The organism is Novosphingobium kaempferiae, from assembly GCF_021227995.1.
GTDB lineage: Bacteria > Pseudomonadota > Alphaproteobacteria > Sphingomonadales > Sphingomonadaceae > Novosphingobium > Novosphingobium kaempferiae.
Genome location: NZ_CP089301.1, coordinates 3,064,588 through 3,082,437, shown reverse-complemented (window position 1 = coordinate 3,082,437; position 17,850 = coordinate 3,064,588). Strand labels below are relative to the sequence as shown.

Annotated in this window: 18 protein-coding genes; 13 read left to right on the top strand and 5 right to left on the bottom strand. The window is 67.5% G+C overall.

What is annotated here, in order from left to right:
- Positions 1–282 precede the first annotated feature (282 nt).
- Together LO787_RS13925 and LO787_RS13920 are read left to right on the top strand one after the other, a co-directional pair.
- Entirely contained in the window at positions 283–840 is a 558-nt protein-coding gene (locus LO787_RS13925; RefSeq protein WP_232491621.1) for a GNAT family N-acetyltransferase, read from the top strand.
- Positions 841–1,139: 299 nt separating this feature from the next.
- On the top strand, positions 1,140–1,724 hold the full coding sequence (locus tag LO787_RS13920) for a GNAT family N-acetyltransferase (RefSeq protein ID WP_232491620.1): 585 nt from the start codon (positions 1,140–1,142) through the stop codon (positions 1,722–1,724).
- A gap of 160 nt (positions 1,725–1,884) precedes the next feature.
- Here the strand turns inward: LO787_RS13920 and ygfZ are convergent, their stop codons facing one another.
- Positions 1,885–2,676, bottom strand: a complete 792-nt coding sequence (gene ygfZ / locus LO787_RS13915) for a CAF17-like 4Fe-4S cluster assembly/insertion protein YgfZ (protein ID WP_232491619.1) — start codon at positions 2,674–2,676, stop codon at positions 1,885–1,887.
- Positions 2,677–2,716: 40 nt separating this feature from the next.
- Positions 2,717–3,631: a LysR family transcriptional regulator gene (locus LO787_RS13910; RefSeq protein WP_232491618.1), complete on the bottom strand. Its 915-nt coding sequence runs from the start codon at positions 3,629–3,631 to the stop codon at positions 2,717–2,719.
- A gap of 119 nt (positions 3,632–3,750) precedes the next feature.
- Between LO787_RS13910 and LO787_RS13905 the strand changes: the two genes are divergently transcribed.
- The 5 genes from LO787_RS13905 (at position 3,751) to LO787_RS13885 (ending at position 7,738) form a co-directional block, all read left to right on the top strand.
- On the top strand, positions 3,751–4,449 hold the full coding sequence (locus LO787_RS13905) for a pirin family protein (protein ID WP_232491617.1): 699 nt from the start codon (positions 3,751–3,753) through the stop codon (positions 4,447–4,449).
- A gap of 87 nt (positions 4,450–4,536) precedes the next feature.
- The gene (locus tag LO787_RS13900; RefSeq protein ID WP_232491616.1) at positions 4,537–5,115 is read left to right on the top strand and encodes a nitroreductase family protein; all 579 of its coding nucleotides are present in this window, start codon (positions 4,537–4,539) and stop codon (positions 5,113–5,115) included.
- A gap of 131 nt (positions 5,116–5,246) precedes the next feature.
- Entirely contained in the window at positions 5,247–5,576 is a 330-nt protein-coding gene (locus LO787_RS13895) for a hypothetical protein (RefSeq protein ID WP_232491615.1), read from the top strand.
- A gap of 69 nt (positions 5,577–5,645) precedes the next feature.
- Positions 5,646–6,335: an HPP family protein gene (locus tag LO787_RS13890; RefSeq protein WP_232491614.1), complete on the top strand. Its 690-nt coding sequence runs from the start codon at positions 5,646–5,648 to the stop codon at positions 6,333–6,335.
- 77 nt (positions 6,336–6,412) lie between these two features.
- On the top strand, positions 6,413–7,738 hold the full coding sequence (locus LO787_RS13885; RefSeq protein ID WP_232491613.1) for a dihydroorotase: 1,326 nt from the start codon (positions 6,413–6,415) through the stop codon (positions 7,736–7,738).
- Positions 7,739–7,830: 92 nt separating this feature from the next.
- On the opposite strand, the gene rarD is transcribed toward LO787_RS13885, so the two are convergent.
- A complete protein-coding gene (rarD, locus tag LO787_RS13880; protein ID WP_232491612.1) occupies positions 7,831–8,730 on the bottom strand; it encodes an EamA family transporter RarD in 900 nt (299 codons plus the stop codon).
- A gap of 234 nt (positions 8,731–8,964) precedes the next feature.
- Between rarD and LO787_RS13875 the strand changes: the two genes are divergently transcribed.
- Positions 8,965–9,414 (top strand): glycine zipper 2TM domain-containing protein, encoded by a 450-nt coding sequence (locus tag LO787_RS13875; protein WP_232491611.1) that lies wholly within the window; start codon positions 8,965–8,967, stop codon positions 9,412–9,414.
- Positions 9,415–9,657: 243 nt separating this feature from the next.
- Positions 9,658–10,386: a hypothetical protein gene (locus tag LO787_RS13870; protein WP_232491610.1), complete on the top strand. Its 729-nt coding sequence runs from the start codon at positions 9,658–9,660 to the stop codon at positions 10,384–10,386.
- Positions 10,387–10,424: 38 nt separating this feature from the next.
- Here the strand turns inward: LO787_RS13870 and LO787_RS13865 are convergent, their stop codons facing one another.
- Entirely contained in the window at positions 10,425–11,870 is a 1,446-nt protein-coding gene (locus LO787_RS13865) for a succinylglutamate-semialdehyde dehydrogenase (RefSeq protein WP_232491609.1), read from the bottom strand.
- Between the two features lie 134 nt (positions 11,871–12,004).
- The gene (locus tag LO787_RS13860) at positions 12,005–13,417 is read right to left on the bottom strand and encodes a protein adenylyltransferase SelO (protein WP_232491608.1); all 1,413 of its coding nucleotides are present in this window, start codon (positions 13,415–13,417) and stop codon (positions 12,005–12,007) included.
- 77 nt (positions 13,418–13,494) lie between these two features.
- Here LO787_RS13860 and LO787_RS13855 point away from each other — a divergent pair, with 77 nt between their 5' ends.
- The 4 genes from LO787_RS13855 to LO787_RS13840 all read left to right on the top strand — a co-directional run bounded on the left by LO787_RS13855 (position 13,495) and on the right by LO787_RS13840 (position 17,788).
- On the top strand, positions 13,495–14,361 hold the full coding sequence (locus LO787_RS13855) for an alpha/beta fold hydrolase (protein ID WP_232491607.1): 867 nt from the start codon (positions 13,495–13,497) through the stop codon (positions 14,359–14,361).
- A 5-nt stretch (positions 14,362–14,366) separates the two neighbouring features.
- Positions 14,367–15,494 (top strand): glycosyltransferase, encoded by a 1,128-nt coding sequence (locus LO787_RS13850; RefSeq protein WP_232491606.1) that lies wholly within the window; start codon positions 14,367–14,369, stop codon positions 15,492–15,494.
- 120 nt (positions 15,495–15,614) lie between these two features.
- Entirely contained in the window at positions 15,615–16,385 is a 771-nt protein-coding gene (locus tag LO787_RS13845) for a tetratricopeptide repeat protein (protein ID WP_232491605.1), read from the top strand.
- Between the two features lie 41 nt (positions 16,386–16,426).
- Positions 16,427–17,788, top strand: coding sequence for an outer membrane protein assembly factor BamB family protein (locus tag LO787_RS13840; RefSeq protein ID WP_232496317.1), 1,362 nt, complete (start codon positions 16,427–16,429; stop codon positions 17,786–17,788).
- Positions 17,789–17,850: the final 62 nt, after the last annotated feature.

The window sequence follows — 17,850 nt, the reverse complement described above, 5'->3', positions numbered from 1 at the left end:
TCTCCCTCTTTTCGTTTCTCCCTCCATCGCGCCCGGGAACCGGCGCAGCGAGCGTGGGTTGCACCGCTCCGGTGCAGCCGCGAAAGCGCCCGCCCCACCCGGGATCGGGGTTACAGCAATGTAACCCGGCGCGGGACCGTTGTGCTGCTAGATTGCCGCAGCCTGCGTGTTCGCGTCGTAATCGGCACCCCTAACGGACCTTGTCACTGGATCGTGACAGGCCCCGTAACAGGGATGTCACGCCCGCCCGCTACGCGCGCGGCGGGGGATGGAGATACGAGTATGTTCATTCGCAGCGAAAGGCTGTTCCTGAGGCCTGCCTGGCCGGAGGATCGTGACGAAATCCTTGCCCGGATCGGGCATGAGGCCGTCGTGCGCAACCTCGCCCGCGTGCCGTGGCCCTACACGGCCGAGGACGCCCGCGAATTCGTCGAGAAGCCGCAGGATCACCGGCTTCCGAACTTTCTCATCACCGCGCCCGGAGCGGGCGGTGCGCGCATCATCGGTGCCTGCGGCCTCTCGTTGCTCGATGGCGAGGTGAACCTCGGCTACTGGATCACCCCGGACGAGCAGGGGCGCGGCTACGCCACCGAAGCGGCGCGCGCATTGCTGAGCCTTGCCCGCGCGCTGGGGCATGGCCGGGTCGTCGCGCACCACCACGTCGACAACGCGGCGTCGGGGCGCGTTCTGGAGAAGGTCGGCTTCCGCCGCACCGGCCGCGTGGCCGAGCGGTTCAGCCGGGGGCGCGGCTACGCCAGCCCCTCGCGCGAGCACGAAGTCGTGTTCGAATCGCCCGCCGACTGCGGCGGGGACGATTCGATGAATCGACGCGCGGCCTGACGGACCGTCATTGCGAGCGGCGAAGCCGCCCGGCCATCCGGCGCCGAGTAAACCGATGGGGCCAACCGATGGGATTGCTTCGCTGCGCTCGCAATGACGAAATCTTTTCGTAACCACTTAAAATTCGGAGCGGGAACGGCGCTACGGGGAAACCTGTAGCGCCGTTCTCATGTCCGCTTAACCCGGCGATGCCACGGTTTCATCGTTTGATGCGAATGGTTCACACCAAATCGCGTGCATCGGGGGCCGCTTATGTGCATTATCCGAGTCGCGAGACAAATAAACGACGGAGAACCGCGATGATGTTCGTCCGCACGGAGAGGTTGTTTTTGAGACCGGCATGGCCGGAAGACTTCGACGATCTCGTCGAGGCGCTGGCGGATGATGACGTCCAGCGCAACGTCGGGGTGTCGAACCTGCCACGCACGGCAGAGGACTTGCGTATCTATCTCGACCGGCCACGCGATCCGCGCCTGCCGCACTTCTTCATGTATCTGCGCGCACCGGGCGGTGCGCAACTGGTCGGAAGTATAGGCCTCGGCCGCGACGACGAGGACGACGTGGAGGTCGGCTACTGGATTTCGGCCAGGCACCGGGGCAATGGCTTCGCGGGGGAAGCGCTGCGCGCGGTCGTCCGTCAGGCGCGTTCGCTCGGGTACAGCCGGGTGGTGGCCAGCCACTTCGCCGACAGCCGGGGCACGCAGGACGTGCTGGAAAGCGCAGGCTTCCACGACACGGGCGAAGTGCGTTCCCGCTACAGCGCCTCACGGGCGATGGAACACACGGTCCGCGTCTACGTCGCCGATCTGGACGAAGACGCGATGCCGCACGCTGGTTCGGGTCAGCGTCTGGAAGCGACCATGCCGGTAGCGGGCATGGCCTGAGAGATCAGAGTCATCTGGAAAATGCCCGAAGGGCATTTTCGTAGCGGCACCGGCCCACTCCCCCACCCGGCCTCCCACTAGTGTACCCTTGATGGGAGGCCGGGTGGGGGAGCGGGCCGGTGCCGTAAAATTCGCCTTCAGCGAATTTCCAGACGATGCATCAGGCCTGCTCGGCCAGCCATGACGGTGTGAGGTCGGGGGCGATGTCCTCGACGCGCAGATGGTCGATCGCCAGCCCGAGTCCGGGATAGGCGACGCGGCGGCGCTTCTCGTCCGAGCGGGCGAGGGGCACCACCACCAGTCGGCGGTTGACCTTCTGGCGCCAGTTCATGCGCGCGGTGTTTTCCTGTCCGACGTAGCAGCCCTTGGTGAAGCTGACGCCGTTCAGTTCGACCGCATTGCACTCCAGCCAGAGGGTTTCGCCATCGCCCAGCTCGGCGCGGCCTTCGGGTACGCCAAGCGCCAGCCGGTGCGCCCTGTATGCCGCGTCGGTGGCGCTCTGCGCATTCTCTGTGCCGTTCAGTGCCCCCCCGGTTTCCTTCAGTACATCGTCGGGATTCGTGGTGTCGATGGCGGAAATCCAGCGTTCTCCAAGGGCATGGAGACGGGGATCGGCCGCCGCGCCGTCGCCGGTATGGGGGCGCCAGTGCACCGCCACGGTGTCGTCCCGGGCGATGTCGATGGCCTTGCGAAGGCGGTACATCGACAGGCGTTTCACAAGCAGATCAGCGACTTGCGCCTCGCAATCGAGCAGCAGCCCATGCCCGCCCGGCCACACGATGAAGTCGAACAGCGCCTTCCCCTGCGGCGTCAGCAGCCCCGCCCATACCGGCAATGGCCCGGCGACGTCGGACGTCACCAGCCCCTGCAGGAAATCGGCGACGTTCTCCCCCGAATCGGGGCGCGGAGACAGCCGGATCACGGCGCGATCGGTCAGGCGGGTAGCGGTCATGCGCCCCAAGTGGGGCAGCGCGCGGGGCGGCGCAAGGGCCTCAGCCGGTGGAGGGGCACTTCGCCAGCCGCTCGCGCATTTCGTCGAGCACCCAGACAGCGGCAGGGCCGGGGCGGCTATCCTTGCGCCACAGCGCGACGAGCGCGTAATCGAGCGCCGAACGCTCGGGCAGATGCAGTTCCACCAGCGCGCCGGAGGTCAGGTCGTCCCGGATCACATGGCGCGGCATCGAGCCCCAGCCGATCCCCTCCTTGAGCAGCGCATGCTTGGCGCCAAGGTCCGCCAGCCGCCACGAACGCGGGCTGAAAACCGAGAAATCCCGCCCTTCCGTCAACGGCGAACGGTCGGTCAGCACGAGTTGCAGATGCTTGCGCGTCTCGCCCGGAGCGATGCGGTCCACCCTGGCGAGCGCGTGATCGGGCGCGGCGACGGGCACCATCTCCACCGCGCCGATCGTCTCGCGCTCGATCTCCGGCAGTTCGAGGATATCCGGCCCGGCAATGGCGAGGGTGGCGCGGCCGTCCAGCACCAGCGCCGCCACCGCGCCCAGCGCCTCGACATGGAGACGCAGCGGAACCGTGGGAAACCGGGCCTGAAAGTCGCGCAGCAGGCGGGCGAGCACGTTGCCGGGCACCATGACGTCCACCGCCAGCGACAGCTCCGCCTCCAGCCCCTGTCGCAGGCTGCGCACCTTGGCGAGCAGGGCGTCCACATCATCGGAGATCGCATGGACTTCCGACAGCAGCGCGCGGCCCTCCTCGGTCAGCTGCGGCTTGCGCGAGCCTTCCCGGTCGAACAGCCGCACGTCGAGCTGGCTCTCCAGCTGGGCGATGGCGTAGCTGACGACCGAAATTGCACGCCCAAGGCGGCGGGCGGCGGCGTTGAAGCTGCCTTCCTCCACGACGGCGAGAAAGCAGCGCAAGTGATCGAGACTGGGCGGAACGACGTCGACCATTCAACTTTCCTGAACAACTCGCGCGAGTTTATCACAATTTCGCGATAGGGGCGCAAGGCCTAGATGGGTCTTCGAAACAGTCGATCCCCGATCGACGGACATATTCGAGGATTGCCACCATGATCGAACTGCGCCCCTTCGACAGCATCGGCGCCGCCAACCACGGCTGGCTCGACGCGCACCATCATTTCTCGTTTGGCGACTACCACGAACCTGCGCGCACCAATTGGGGCCGCCTGCGGGTATGGAACGACGACACCATCGCGCCGAAGAGCGGCTTCCCGCCGCATCCGCACCGCGACATGGAGATCGTCACCTATGTCCGCAAAGGCGCCATCACGCACCGCGACAGCCTGGGCAACACCGGCCGCACCGAAGCGGGCGACGTTCAGGTGATGAGCGCCGGGACGGGCATCCAGCACTCGGAATACAACCTCGAGGACGAGGAAACGACGCTGTTCCAGATCTGGATCATCCCCGACCGCCGCGGCGAGCAGCCCAGCTGGGGTGCGCGTCCTTTCCCGAAGGATGACCGCACCGGTCGCTTCGTGACGCTGGCGAGCGGCATCGCCGGTGACGAGGAAGCTCTCCACATCAACGCCGAGGCCCGCGTTCTGGGCGCGACGGTGAAGGCGGGCGACACGGTGACCTATGCCACCGAGCCCGGCCGCCACAGCTACCTCGTCCCCGCCACCGGCCGCATCCGGGTGGGCGACGTGGAAGCCAACGCCCGCGACGGCATCGCCATCACCGGCCTCGATACCATTTCGGTCACCGCTCTTGAGGATGCCGAACTGGTACTCGTGGACGCAGCCTGACATAGCGCGGGAGGGCGATTCGCGAAGGATCGCGGGTCGCCCTCCTGCTTGCGCAATCTCCCAAGCCTTTAGCAGAAGGACAGTTTCATGACCGGACGTATCGCCAACCCCAAGATCGAGAAGCTCATCGTCGATCGCTGGAGCCCCCGCGCCTTTGACGGCACCGAGATGCCCCAGGAAGACCTCGACGCGATCCTCGAAGCCGGTGGCTGGGCGCCCTCGGCCTACAATGTGCAGCCCTGGACCTTCCTCTACGCCAAGAAGGGCGATGAGAACTGGGATCTGTTCCTGTCGCAGCTGATCGACTTCAACGCCGGTTGGGCCAAGGAAGCCGCCGCGCTCGTCTTCGTCGTTTCCGACAAGTACATGCGTTCGGACAAGGGCAACGCGGACAACCACAGCCACAGCTTCGACGCGGGCGCGGCCTGGGTGCTCGCCGCGATCCAGGCGCAGGCGCTCGGCTACCACACCCACGGCATGACCGGCCTGAAGTTCGGCGAGGCGGAAGCCGCGCTGGGCATTCCTGCCGACCATCGCCTCGAAGCGGCCTTCGCCATCGGCAAGCAGGGCGACAAGTCGGTCCTGCCCGAGTTCCTGCAGGAGCGTGAAGTCGCCAGCAGCCGCAAGCCGCTGGCCGAGATCGCCAAGGCCGGCAAGTTCGCCTGACGATTCAGCGCCCGCACTGCCTCCCCCCTCCCTGCGCGGGCGCTCATCGGGCCCGGTCCTCTTTAAAAGAGGGCCGGGCCTTTTGTTTGTCGGTCACGAAATGGCCGCGATTGCATGACCTTCTGTCGGCCATGCCGCTCGCCGACGTGCCCCCGCAGCCGCCCGCCATCGAGGCGCCGCTCTTCGACCTTGCGCAGATGCCGCGTGATGACGCGATGAACCTGCGGGCGGTGAAGCCGCGCTGCCCGGAAGGTCGGGTGGGGGAGATCGTCGTCTGTGCGCAGAACCCGGAGAAGGAGCGGGTGCGGCCGCTCGACGCCTTCGCCGTGCGGGAAGGCCTGCCACGCGCCGAGATGGGGTTGAGCGAGAATTCAACGCTCGGCATCGAAGTGGAGCAGGCGACGGTCGGCAACGGGCAGGTCAGCAACCGGGCGATGGTGCGCTACAAGCTCAAGTTCTGAAAGCCGGTCTCGCCATCGTCCTGCGTCTGCGGCATGGGGCTTTCATCGGAAGCAGCGAAAGAACGACGAATGTCGCAGGCAGTTCGGGAAAACTGGCGCACGCGCGCCCTCGGCCATCTGGGCTGGTTGCGGGGCACGGTGGGAGCGACCATCGGCATCGCCATCGCGGGCCTCGTGACGTGGTATGCGCTGCATCTGTTTCCCGGCGATCATGCGAAGGCGCTGCCGTTCCTCGTCGCACCGCTGGGTGCCTCGGCGGTGCTGATCTTCTGCGTCCCGGCAAGCCCGCTGGCGCAGCCGTGGGCGGTGATCGGCGGAGACCTGCTGTCCGGTGCGATCGGACTCGTCATCGGGCATCTGCTCGGCGATCCGTGGCTTTCGGCCTTTGTCGCGGTCGGCCTAGCCATCGCAGTCATGGCGCTCACCCGCAGCCTGCATCCTCCCGGCGGGGCGAGCGCATTGCTGTTCGCGCTGGGGGCTACGAACGCGCAGCCGTGGGACTGGACGTGGATGCTGCCGATCGCCGCCAATGTCCTGCTGCTTTGCGGGGTGGGCTGGGTCTACAACAACCTGACCGGCCATTCCTGGCCCCACCGCCCGCCGCGCGTGGCCCATGCACCCGCACTCGATTACACCCGCGAGGACATCGTCGCGGTGCTGGAGGAGAGCGACGAGGTGCTCGATGTCGACGTCGACGATCTCGACGCCTTCGTGCAGGCGCTGCTGAACCGGACCCGCGCCCGGCACGGGGCATCCTGAGAGATGCTTGAAAGCCCCGCGCGACAGGCCTAGGTCGGGCGCATTGACGTGAAATTGCCGCAGAAAGGCCGATCCCGATGAGCGCACCCGCACCCGAACTCGTCCTTTCCGGTGGCACTGTCCATACGCCGAATGGTTCGGTCGTCGCCGATGTCGCGGTGCGCGACGGCAAGATCCTCGGTGTCGGCTCCTATCCCGATGCGGCCAAGCGGATCGACTGCACCGGTCTCGATGTGCTGCCCGGCGTCATTGACAGCCAGGTCCACTTCCGCGAGCCGGGGCTGGAGCACAAGGAAGACCTCGAGACCGGCAGTCGCGCGGCGGTGATGGGCGGCATCACGGCGGTGTTCGAGATGCCGAACACCAACCCCAACACCGACACCGAGGACCGCGTTCTCGACAAGCTGAAGCGCGCGCATCACCGCATGTTCTGCGACCATGCGTTCTACGTCGGCGCTACTGCGGACAACGCGGTGGCCCTCGCTGATCTGGAGCGCATCCCCGGCACGGCGGGCGTGAAGATCTTCATGGGCGCATCGACCGGCAGTCTGCTGGTGGCCGAGGACGAGCAGCTTGCCCGAGTGCTGGCGCATGGCCGCCGCCGCGTCGCCATCCACGCCGAGGACGAGGCGCGGATGAATGCGCGCAAGGACTTCCGCGTCGAGGGCGATCCCTCCAGCCATCCAGTCTGGCGCGACGACGAGAGCGCGATGCTGGCGACGAAGCGCATCCTGCGCCTTGCCCGCGAGGCGCGCCGCCCGATCCACATCCTCCACATCACTACCCCGGCCGAGCTGGAAGTGATCGCCCAGCACCGCGACGTCGCGACTTGCGAGGTGACGCCGCAGCACCTGACGCTGGCGGCCGAGGAAGCCTATCCGAAGATCGGCACCTTCGCGCAGATGAACCCGCCGATCCGCTCCGCCGCGCACCGCGACGGCCTTTGGCACTGGCTGCGCGCGGGCGTGCCCGACGTGATCGGCTCCGACCACGCGCCGCACACGCGCGAGGAGAAGGCCAAGCCGTACCCTGCCAGCCCCTCGGGCATGCCGGGCGTGCAGACGCTGCTGCCGCTGATGCTGGACCATGTCGCCAAGGGTCGCCTGACTCTGGAGCGGCTGATCGACATGACCTCCAGCGGCGTGCAGCGCGTGTTCGGCCTTGTCGGCAAGGGCCGCATAGCGGTGGGTTACGACGCCGACTTCACCGTGGTCGATCGCAAGGGCACCTTCACCGTGACCGAGGAATGGGGCGAGAGCCGCTGCGGCTGGACGCCCTTCGCGGGCATGGAACTGGAAGGTCGCGTCATCGGCACCATCGTGCGCGGCCATGCGGCGATGTGGGAAGGTCAACTCGCCAATCAGGCACAGGGTGAAGCACTGCGCTTCGCCGGGGCACTCTAAACCCTTCGTCATTGCGAGCATAGCGAAGCAATCCAGCGTCACGGTCCACGCTGGATTGCTTCGCTATGCTCGCAATGACGAGCGCTAAGTGCTTACCCCGCCTTCCGGCGTGACAGGATATCCCAGCAGAACACCGCGATCGCGCACCAGATGAAGGCGAAGCAGACCAGCTGGATCGGCTTGAGCGGCTCTCCGAAGACGAACACGCTCATCAGGAACAGCCCGGTCGGTGTCACGAACTGGATGAAGCCGAGGACCGAGAAGTCCAGTCTGCGCGCGGCGGTGGCGAAGAGCATCAGAGGGATCGCCGTCAGCGGACCGGCGCAGAGCAGCAGCAGGCTGATCCCGGTGGACGATCCCATGGCAAGGCCGCCCGGCTGCTGTACCTGCCATGACAGCAGGCCGAGCGCGGGGACCAGCAGCACCAGCGTCTCCACTGTAAGGCCGGGCAGCGCCTCGACCGGGGCGAGCTTGCGTGTCAGGCCGTAGCCCGCGAAGCTCAGCGCCAGCACCACGCTGATCCACAGCGTATCGAGCGCCCCCTTGGCCAGCAGCGCCACGCCGATGGCGGCAAGGGCCACCGCGATCCACTGGCGCCGGGTCAGCTTCTCCTTGAGGAAGACCGTTGCCGCCAGCACGTTGACCAGCGGGTTGATGTAGTAGCCGAGGCTTGCGGCGAGGACGTGGCCATCCATGACAGCGACCACGTAGATCAGCCAGTTCGTCCCGATCAGCAGCCCGCTCAGCGCCAGCGCGCCAAGGATGCGCGGAGTCGTCAGCGCGGCGCGCAGTGCGGGCCCCTGACGCAGCACGACGATCGCGCCGAGGCAGAACGGCAGCGTACACATCAGCCGCCAGACCACCACCTCGAATGGGGCGACGTCCTTGAGCAGCGCGAAGTAGAGCGGAAACAGGCACCAGATGCCATAGGCGCCCAGCGCCGGGAGCAGTCCGGAGAGGGTGGAAGACTGGCGGGGCAGGGTATCGGGCATTTCCGGCGTCTCTCTCCGCGGCTTCCCGGAAACGGGTCGCGCGCATTGGCCCCTTAGAAGCGCACGCCAGCGGCGGCAACCGCTCGCCCGGTCGACGCCGAAACATCGCTTCGTCGCAAAATCGAATCCTGACAGGCGTGTTGCGTTCCGTTCAGGATGGAAGGCTTAAAGATGAATGCGTCAGGCGGATCGACTCGGATGGCCGGTTCGCTTCCTTAGAAGAGGAGAGTTGAGATGAACGCATTCTTCAAGGCCTCGGCCATCGCTGCCGCCGTTGCCAGCTTCACCATTGCGCTGCCCGCCACGGCGGCGGTTGGTTCCTACACTCCGGCTGCCGAAGCCTTCGTCGCCCCCGGCGAGCAGAGCTACGAGCATGGCCGTGACCGCTATCGCTACTCGCGCGAAGATTACCGTCGCGGCTACGGCGGCCGTGATCGTTACTACGATCGTCGTGACTACGACCGTGGCGACTATCGCCGCTCGTCCTGGCGCGGCAACGACGGCCGTTACTACTGCCGTCGCGGCAACGGCACCACTGGCCTCCTGATCGGTGGTGCCGGCGGTGCGCTGCTGGGCCGCGAGATCGACGGCGGACGCGACCGGACCGTCGGCACCGTGATCGGTGCGGCAGCGGGCGCCCTGCTGGGCCGCGAGGTCGACCGCGGCGGATCGCGCTGCCGCTAAGGCCACCTACAGATCGATTTCCCCGCGCGTACGGCGAAGTGCGGGGGAACCGTCCTAACGGGCGGGAGGGCGTCCGCGTCTTGCGGGCGCCCTCATCCGTGCGTGTAAAGAGTGCCTGTCCCAATCATCCCGAATTGGGACGAGGGGACTCGCGCCTATGGCACCATCGGGATTTTCGCGTTTTCCTAAGCTATTGCCCGTAGACCGCTCGTGCCGATGCGGCAGGACGAAGGAAACGCGACGATGAAGACTGTCTCCCGCACTGGCGCCCGCTACGCCACGCTGACCCTCATGTCCGCCCTGATGCTTGCGGGTTGTAGCTCGGGCGAGAAGCAGCAGCCCGATCCTGCCGACACCGACCCGGCGCTGAACGGCGCTCTCGGTGACCAGATCATGGTCGATCCCGAAATGGCGGGTGAGCAGGGCGCCGCCGTTTCCGCCGAAGGCCGCAAGATCACCGTCCCGCCGCAGGATCGCACGCCCGAAGCCATCGCCGCCGCCAAGAAGCAGGCCGCGCAGCTCGTCGGCGGCACGCTCAAGCCCGCGCCGAGCCCTGCGCAGGTCGGGGCCAACACGCTGGCCGAAGGCGCCGCCACCGCCGCGCAGGTCGCCGCCGAATCGAAGGTCGCCAAGGCGGACTGCTCGGCCAAGGTGCAGTATTCCAACACATGGGCTGCCAAGCTGCCCGCCGAACTGCCGGTCTATCCGCGCGGCGCGGTGCAGGAAGCCGCAGGCATCGACGGCCAGGGCTGCGCCCTGCGTGTCGTCAACTTCGCGACGCCGGTGAGCGTGAGCGACGTGATGAGCTTCTACTACACCAAGGCCGTTGGCGCTGGGTATGGTGCGGAATACAAGGTCGATGGCGGCGACAGCGTGCTGGGTGGTCGCAAGGGCGGCAAGGCCTATGTGGTTTACGCCCGCAAGCTTGAGAACGGCCTTACCGAAGTGGACCTCGTCGCCAGCGGCAAGTAATTGCCGTCGCCGTCCCGGATCAAGTCCGGGACGACGTGCTATTTCAAGCCCACCCCGATCACCGCCCTCGGCTGCTCCATCTCGCCCGAGGCGACCGGATAGGCGCAGTAATCCGCTGCGTAGAACCCGGTCGGGCGGTGGTTGCCCGACAGCCCGACGCCGCCCATCGGCGCGGCGTGGCTGGGGCCGATCGTCGGGCGGTTCCAGTTGACGATCCCGGCGCGCACGTTGGCCCAGAAGCGGTTGTATTCCTGCGGCGTGCCTCCCACCAGCGAAGCGGCGAGGCCGTAGCGGGAAGCATTGGCCTCGGCGATGGCCTGATCGAAGTCCGACACCCGGATCACCTGCAGGATCGGGCCGAACAGCTCCACATCGGGCCGCTCCTGCATCGCGGTCACGTCGATGATGGCGGGGCTGAGGAACGGCAGCGCATCCTGCGTGCGGACGAGGTGCTTGATTGCCTTGCCGCCGTGGCTGAGCAGGTAGAGGAAACTCTCGGTCAGGCCGTCCGCCGCGGCATTGTCGATCACCGGGCCCATGAAAGGCGCGGGCTCGTCGAATGGCGCGCCGACGATTACGCGGTCGGCAAGGGCTTTTACCTCGGCCATCAGCGCGTCGTACATCGTGTCCTTGACGATCAGGCGGCGCGCCGCCGTGCAGCGCTGGCCGCTGGTGGCGAAGGCGGACTGGACGACGATGGCGGCGGCGTCGGTCAGCTTGGGCGTGTCCCACACGACCATCGCGTTGTTGCCGCCCATCTCCAGCGCCACCATGCGGTCGGGCCGGGCGGCGAGGCGGCGGTTGATGGCGATGCCGTTGGCGGCGGAGCCGGTGAACAGCACGCCGTCGATGCCTTCATGCGCGACGTAGGCCGCGCCCTCGGCCGGGCCGCCGGGGGCGAACTGGAGCACGGCGGCGGCCACTCCGGCGCGGTGGAAGCAGCGCGCCAGCATCTCGCCGGTGGCGGGCGCGCGCTCGCTCGGCTTGAAGATCACCGCGTTGCCCGCGATCAGGGCGGGGACGATATGCGCGTTGGCAAGGTGCGCGGGATAGTTGAACGGGCTCAGCACTACCAGCACGCCATGCGGCTTGTGGCGTACCGCCATCGCGCCCTGCAGCGCCGAATCGAGGCGGCGCTGCGCCGTCCGCTCGGCATAGGCGCGGATCGAGACTTCGACCTTGGCGATCACCGAATCGACTTCGGCGCGCGCTTCCCACATGGGCTTGCCGACTTCGCGGGCGATGCAGGTGGCGAGCGCCTCGGCATCCTTGCGCACTTCGTTAGCGAAGCGGCGCATCAGTTCCATGCGGGTGGAGAGCGGCTGCGCGGCCCATGACGGCCATGCGCGGCGCGCGCGCGCGACCGTCTCGTCGACGTCGGCCACGGCGCCGCGCCAGACTTCCGCGCCGGTGGCGGGTTCGTAGGAGACGATCTCCGCTTTGGTGTCGGGCCGGCTTTCGGCCCTTTGAAGTTGTCCGCTCACGAATCCACTTTGTCCCCGGCCCCGGTGGCTGGCGTTCGGTCTGTCCCTGTACCGCCGATCACGGCTAACGAACCGTTAGCTGATAGGGTTCGAGATTTCATCTCAATCGAATAGGCATTCCTACTCGGGCAATCCTACCGGGACGTGAACGGGCCTACTGGGACGTGAACAGGCCCCAGCCGTTCGCCCATTTCGCGGATCGCCGCAACCTTGGCGTGAAGTTCGCTCCAGTCGTCGTGCTGGTCGATGGTGGCCCAGATGCGCTCGACTTCCTCGATCAGCACGCCGGGCGGGGCCGGTTCCTGCCAGAACGCATCGTCGGTCGAGGCGGCGGACGCGTAACCGGAAAGCGCGGTGCCGAAGGCATCGTCGCCGGCGTTGCGCCCGCCGCGATGCAGGAAGAAGAACTGCTCGGGCGGCAGGCCGGTCTCCACCATTGCGCTCTCGGCGGCCTGGATGAGCGCGGTATCGCCCTCCACCCCACGCGATTCGACGCCAAGCCGCCAGGTGAAGCGGCGGCACATCGCCTGCTGGTAGAGCGACCCGAAACGGTCGAGCGCGGCGACGAGCGGCGCGGTTTCGGCAAGCGTCCGCAGCGCGATGGCAAGCTGGTGGCAGTTCCACAGCAGCGCCTCGGGCTGGCGTCCGAAGGCATAGAGGCCCGAATGGTCGAAGTAGGCGGCGGTGAAGCGCGGATCCCAGCGCGGTAACCAGCGCCACGGGCCGTAGTCGAAGCTCTCGCCTGAAATGTTCATGTTGTCGGTGTTGAGCACGCCGTGGACGAAGCCCGCCACCATCCATGCGGCGGCAAGGTCGGCAAGCCGCTCGACCACCTGATGCAGCAGGATCACCGCAGGCTCGTCGCGGCCCGGCGCATCCTCTGGCGGTAGATTGCCGGGATAGGTTTCGAGGCAGTAGGCGACGAGCGCCTCCATGTGATCCTTCTCCTCCAGCGCGAAAAGTCGCTGGAAGCTGCCGATGCGGATGTGGCCGTGGGACAGGCGCACCAGCACGGCGGAGCGCGTGGGACTGGGCTCGTCGCCGCGCCACAGTTCCTCGCCGGTCTCGATGACGGAGAAGGTCTTACTGGTGTCGACGCCCAGCGCCTCCAGCATCTCGGTGGCGAGAATCTCGCGCACCGCGCCTTTCAGCGTCAGCCTGCCGTCGCCGTCGCGGCTCCACGGCGTCTGGCCCGATCCCTTGGTGCCGAGGTCGAGCAGCCGCCCGCCCGCATCGCGCATCTGCGCGAAAAGGAACCCGCGCCCGTCGCCAAGGTCAGGGTTGTAGCTGCGGAACTGGTGCCCGTGATAGCGCAGTGCCAAGGGCTGCGGCAGGTTGCCGGGCAAGGGGGCGAAGCGGCCGAAATGCTCCACCCAGAGCGCTTCGTCGAACCCGTCGAGCCCCACGGCGGCGGCCCAGCGATGGTTGCGCCAGCGCAACCGGTGGCCGGGGAAGGCGGCGGCATGGACCGGATCGCCGATCCATCCGGCGATGGACTCGATTCGCGGATCGGGAAGGTAGGGCGCGGGTTGCGGATCGCTTGGCATCCGGCGATAGTGGGGGCAGCACGGCGGCCTATCAAGCCGGGCATCCCGTTGAATTTGTAAGAGGTCGCCGCCCCGGCATGCAGGTTTACGAAGATCGCTTCTGGTCCAGCCGCGACGGTCTCAAGCTCCATTTCCGCGATTATCCCGCTCCCGAAGGCGGCGAAGATCGCCTGCCGGTGCTGTGCCTCCATGGCCTGACGCGCAACGCGCGCGACTTCGACGTGCTCGCGCCGCATCTCGCGAAGGAGCGCCGGGTGATCTGCCCGGACCTGCGCGGGCGGGGCGACAGCGAATATGCCAAGGATTCCAAGACCTACACGCCCGTCCGCTACGGCGACGACGTGCTGGCGCTGGTCGAGCAGGAAGGGCTGGAGCGCTTCGTGATCGTCGGCACTTCGCTTGGCGGGCTGATGGCGATGGGTCTGGCGGCGCTGATCCCCGACAAGATAGCGGCTGCCGTCGTCAATGACGTGGGGCCATGGCTGGAGCCGGTCGGCCTCGCCCGGATCAAGGACTACGTGGGGCAGGGGCGTTCGTGGCCGACCTGGGTCCACGCCGCGCGCGGTCTGGAGGACATGCAGGGCGCGGCCCATCCCGGGCAGCCGCTGGATTTCTGGATCGGGATGGCCAAGCGGCTGATGACGGTCGGCGGCAACGGGCGCATCGTGTTCGACTACGACATGAAGATCGCCGAGCCCTTCCTCGCGCTCGACGTCAACGCGCAGCCGGACTTGTGGGGCGCGTGGGAGGCTCTGGCGCGGGTGCCGGTGCTGGTCGTGCGCGGGGCGCTGTCGGACCTGCTCTCGGCGCAGACGCTGGCGGACATGCTGCGCCGCTCGCCCAATGCCGAAGGGCTGACGCTGCCGGGCATCGGCCACGCGCCGACGCTGGACGAGCCCGAATCGGTCGCGGCGATCGAGCGCCTGCTGGCCCGCGCGGCCTGACGATCTTGCGCCTTCTCCACCTCCATTCGAGCTTCGCCGCAGGCGGCAAGGAGCTTCGCGCGGCGCGGCTGATGAACGTGTTCGGCACGAGCGTGGAGCATACGGTCGTTTCCGCGCAGCCCGGCGCATTCGGTGCGAAAGTGGCGCTGGACCCGGCGCTGTCCGTGGCGTTCCCGGACGATTTTCCCAGCCTTCAGGGCCGCCCGACGCCGCCGCGCCTGCTGCGAATCGCGCGGGCCATGAAGGGCTTCGACCTCGTTCTCACCTACAACTGGGGCGCGATGGACGCGGTGCTGGCGCATCGCATCTACGGCGGCGTGTTTGGCCTGCCGCCGCTGGTGCATCACGAGGACGGCTTCAACGAGGACGAGGCGCAGGGTCTCAAGCCCTCGCGCAACCTGTTCCGCCGCGTGGCGCTGGCGGGGGCATCGGCGCTGGTCGTGCCCTCGCAGCGGCTGGAGGCGATCGCGCTCGGCGACTGGGCGCAGCCGCGTGAGCGGGTACGGCTCATCATCAACGGCATCCGCACCGATGCCTACCGTCAAACTCCGCCGGTGGACGCGATTCCGGGGCTTGCGAAACCGGAAGGCGCGAAATGGGTCGGTACGCTCGCGGGCCTGCGTGCGGTGAAGAACCTGCCCCGGCTGGTACGCGCCTTTGCCGGACTGCCCCCCGAATGGCGGCTGGTGATCCTCGGCGAAGGGCCCGAACGCGCGGTGATCGAGGCGCAGGCCAAGGCCAGCGGCGTCGCCGAACGGGTCCACCTGCCGGGCTTCGTGCCCGATCCCTCGCGCGCGGTCGGTCTGTTCGACATCTTCGCGCTCTCCTCCGACAGCGAGCAGTTCCCGATCTCGGTGGTGGAGGCGATGGCGGCAGGCTTGCCGGTAGCCTCGCCCGCCGTGGGGGACGTGGCGACGATGGTATCGGTGGAAAACCGCAGCTACGTGACTCCGCCGGGAGATGAGGCGGCGCTGGCATGGGCGCTGTCCGAACTGGCGGGCGACGACGCCCTGCGCGCCCGTATCGGCAGCGCCAATCGGGCCTGCGCACAGGCGCAATACGATGAAAACGCGATGATTCGCGCTTATGCCTCGACTTACGGAGGGGCGATGAAGCGGGCCAGTTTTCCCTGAAATCGCGTCCATTCAGCGGCGCTTCACTCCGGGACGTGCACCGACATCCCCGTTGAAAAGCCCCGGCCATTCGCTAAACAGCCGCAAACCGTCCCGATTTTCGCCAGAAAGCGCTCGATCTTGGCCCTGCCCACCGACCCCAATTCCGCAGCTGCAGCCCGCAACGCCGCCCAGCAGGACGTTTTCCTGCGCGAGGTGGACGACGCCGTGCGCCAGGACCAGCTCGAAGGCTTCATGAGCCGCTACGGCAAGCCGCTGATCGCCGTCATCGTGATCGGCCTGCTCGCCTTCGCGGGCTGGATCTACTGGCAGCACCGCCAGACCCAGGAACGCGAGGCGCAGTCCGAGGCTTACGTGCAGGCGCTCGACGCGCTGCAGTCGGAGAACCTCGACGCTGCCAAGGACAAGCTGACGCCGATCGCGGACGCGAAGTCCTCCGACGCCACCGTGGTCTCCGCCCGCCTCATGCTCGCAGGGATTGCGCTGCGCCAGGAGCGCAAGGCCGACGCGCTCAAGCTCTACGGAGAGGTCGCAGCCGACACCAAGGCCCCGCAGGCTATGCGAGACCTTGCCACCGTGCGCGCTGTCGCTGCCGACTTCGACGCGATGAAGCCCGAGGACGTCGTGAGCCGCCTCAAGCCGATGGCCGCGCCCGGCAACCCGTGGTTCGGCCCTGCCGGCGAACTCGTCGGCATGGCCTATCTCAAGCAGGGCAAGCAGGAGCAGGCCGGTCCCCTGTTCGCCGCCATCGCCAAGGACAAGGGCGTCGATGACGGCCTGCGCAGCCGCGCCCGCCAGTTGGCCGCCGTGCTCGGCGTCGATGCCGTGGACGACGTGGTCGACGAAAAGGGCGAGCCGCTGAACAAGCCCAAAGCGGACGCCGGAGAATAACGACAATGACCAGCGAAGCTCTGGCCCCTAAGGACAACCGCATGAACGCTGCCCGCAACGCGACCTCTTCCCGTGCGCGCAAGGTCGTGCCGCTGATCGCCCTCGCGCTCCTCGCCGGCCTGTCCGGCTGCAAGGTATTCGGCGGCGGCAAGGGCCCCGCCAAGACGCCGACCGTGGGCAACCGCGTGCCGATCCTCTCGCGCATCGAAAGCGGCGCGAAGGTCGATGCCACCATGGGCGCGGTCTCGGTGATCCTGCCCCCCGCCGAGGTCAACGCGACCTGGGCGCAGGGCGGCAACACCGCCAACAAGGCTTACGGCCACCTCGCGCTGGCGGACAACCCGACCAAGGCGTGGACCGCGCAGATCGCCGGTTCGACCAACCGCGCGCGCCTTGCGGCGTCGCCGGTCATCGGCGACGGCAAGCTCTTCGTCATCGATACCGAGGGCATGGTCCACGCATTCGACGCGCAGAGCGGCGCCAAGCTTTGGACCAAGAGCTTCTCGGTCGACGGCAACAACTCCAAGTCGGTCTTCGGCGGCGGCGTCAGCTTCGAGGGCGACAAGCTCTACGTGACGACCGGCCTCGGCGAAGTCGCTGCCCTGAACGCGGCGGACGGCAGCCAGATCTGGACCAAGAAGCCTGCGGGGCCGCTGCGCGGCGCGCCGACGATCGGGTTCAACCAGGTCTTCGTGATGACGCAGGACAACCAGATCGTCACGCTCAACGCGGCTGACGGCGCGACGATGTGGCAGGAATCGGCCTCGCTCACGCAGTCGGGCGTGTTCGGCGTCGCCTCGCCTGCGCTCGGGCAGGGCACCGTGATCGCCGGGTATTCCTCGGGCGAACTGGTGGCCTACCGTTACGAGAACGGCCGTCAGGTCTGGTCGGACGCGCTGTCGCGCACCTCGATCTCGACCGAAGTGGGCAGCCTCACCGACGTCGACGCCGATCCGATCATCGACCGTGGCCGCGTCTACGCGCTCGGTCAGGGCGGACGCATGGCCGCTTACGAACTCGTCACCGGCCAGCGCATCTGGGAACTCAACCTCGCGGGCATCTCCACCCCGGCGGTTGCGGGCGACTGGGTGTTCACGCTCGACGACCACGCCGAGATCCTCGCCATCGCGCGCGGCACCGGCAAGGTCCGCTGGCTGACCGAACTGGCGCGCTACAAGAACGCCAAGAAGCGCAAGAACCCGATCTTCTGGGTCGGTCCTGTCCTTGCGGGCAACAAGCTGTGGGTCGGCAACTCGCGCGGCCTGATTGCTACCATCGATCCGTCGAGCGGCACGATGACCCCGTTCACCGAACTGAGCGATCCCGTGTCGCTGGCCCCGGTCGTGGCCAACCAGACGCTCTACATCCTCGACGATTCGGGCCGCATCACCGCGTACCGTTGATATCATTCCTCCCCCGGCCAGGCCGGGGGAGGATTTGCGCGCCTTTAACCAATTGGCGCTAG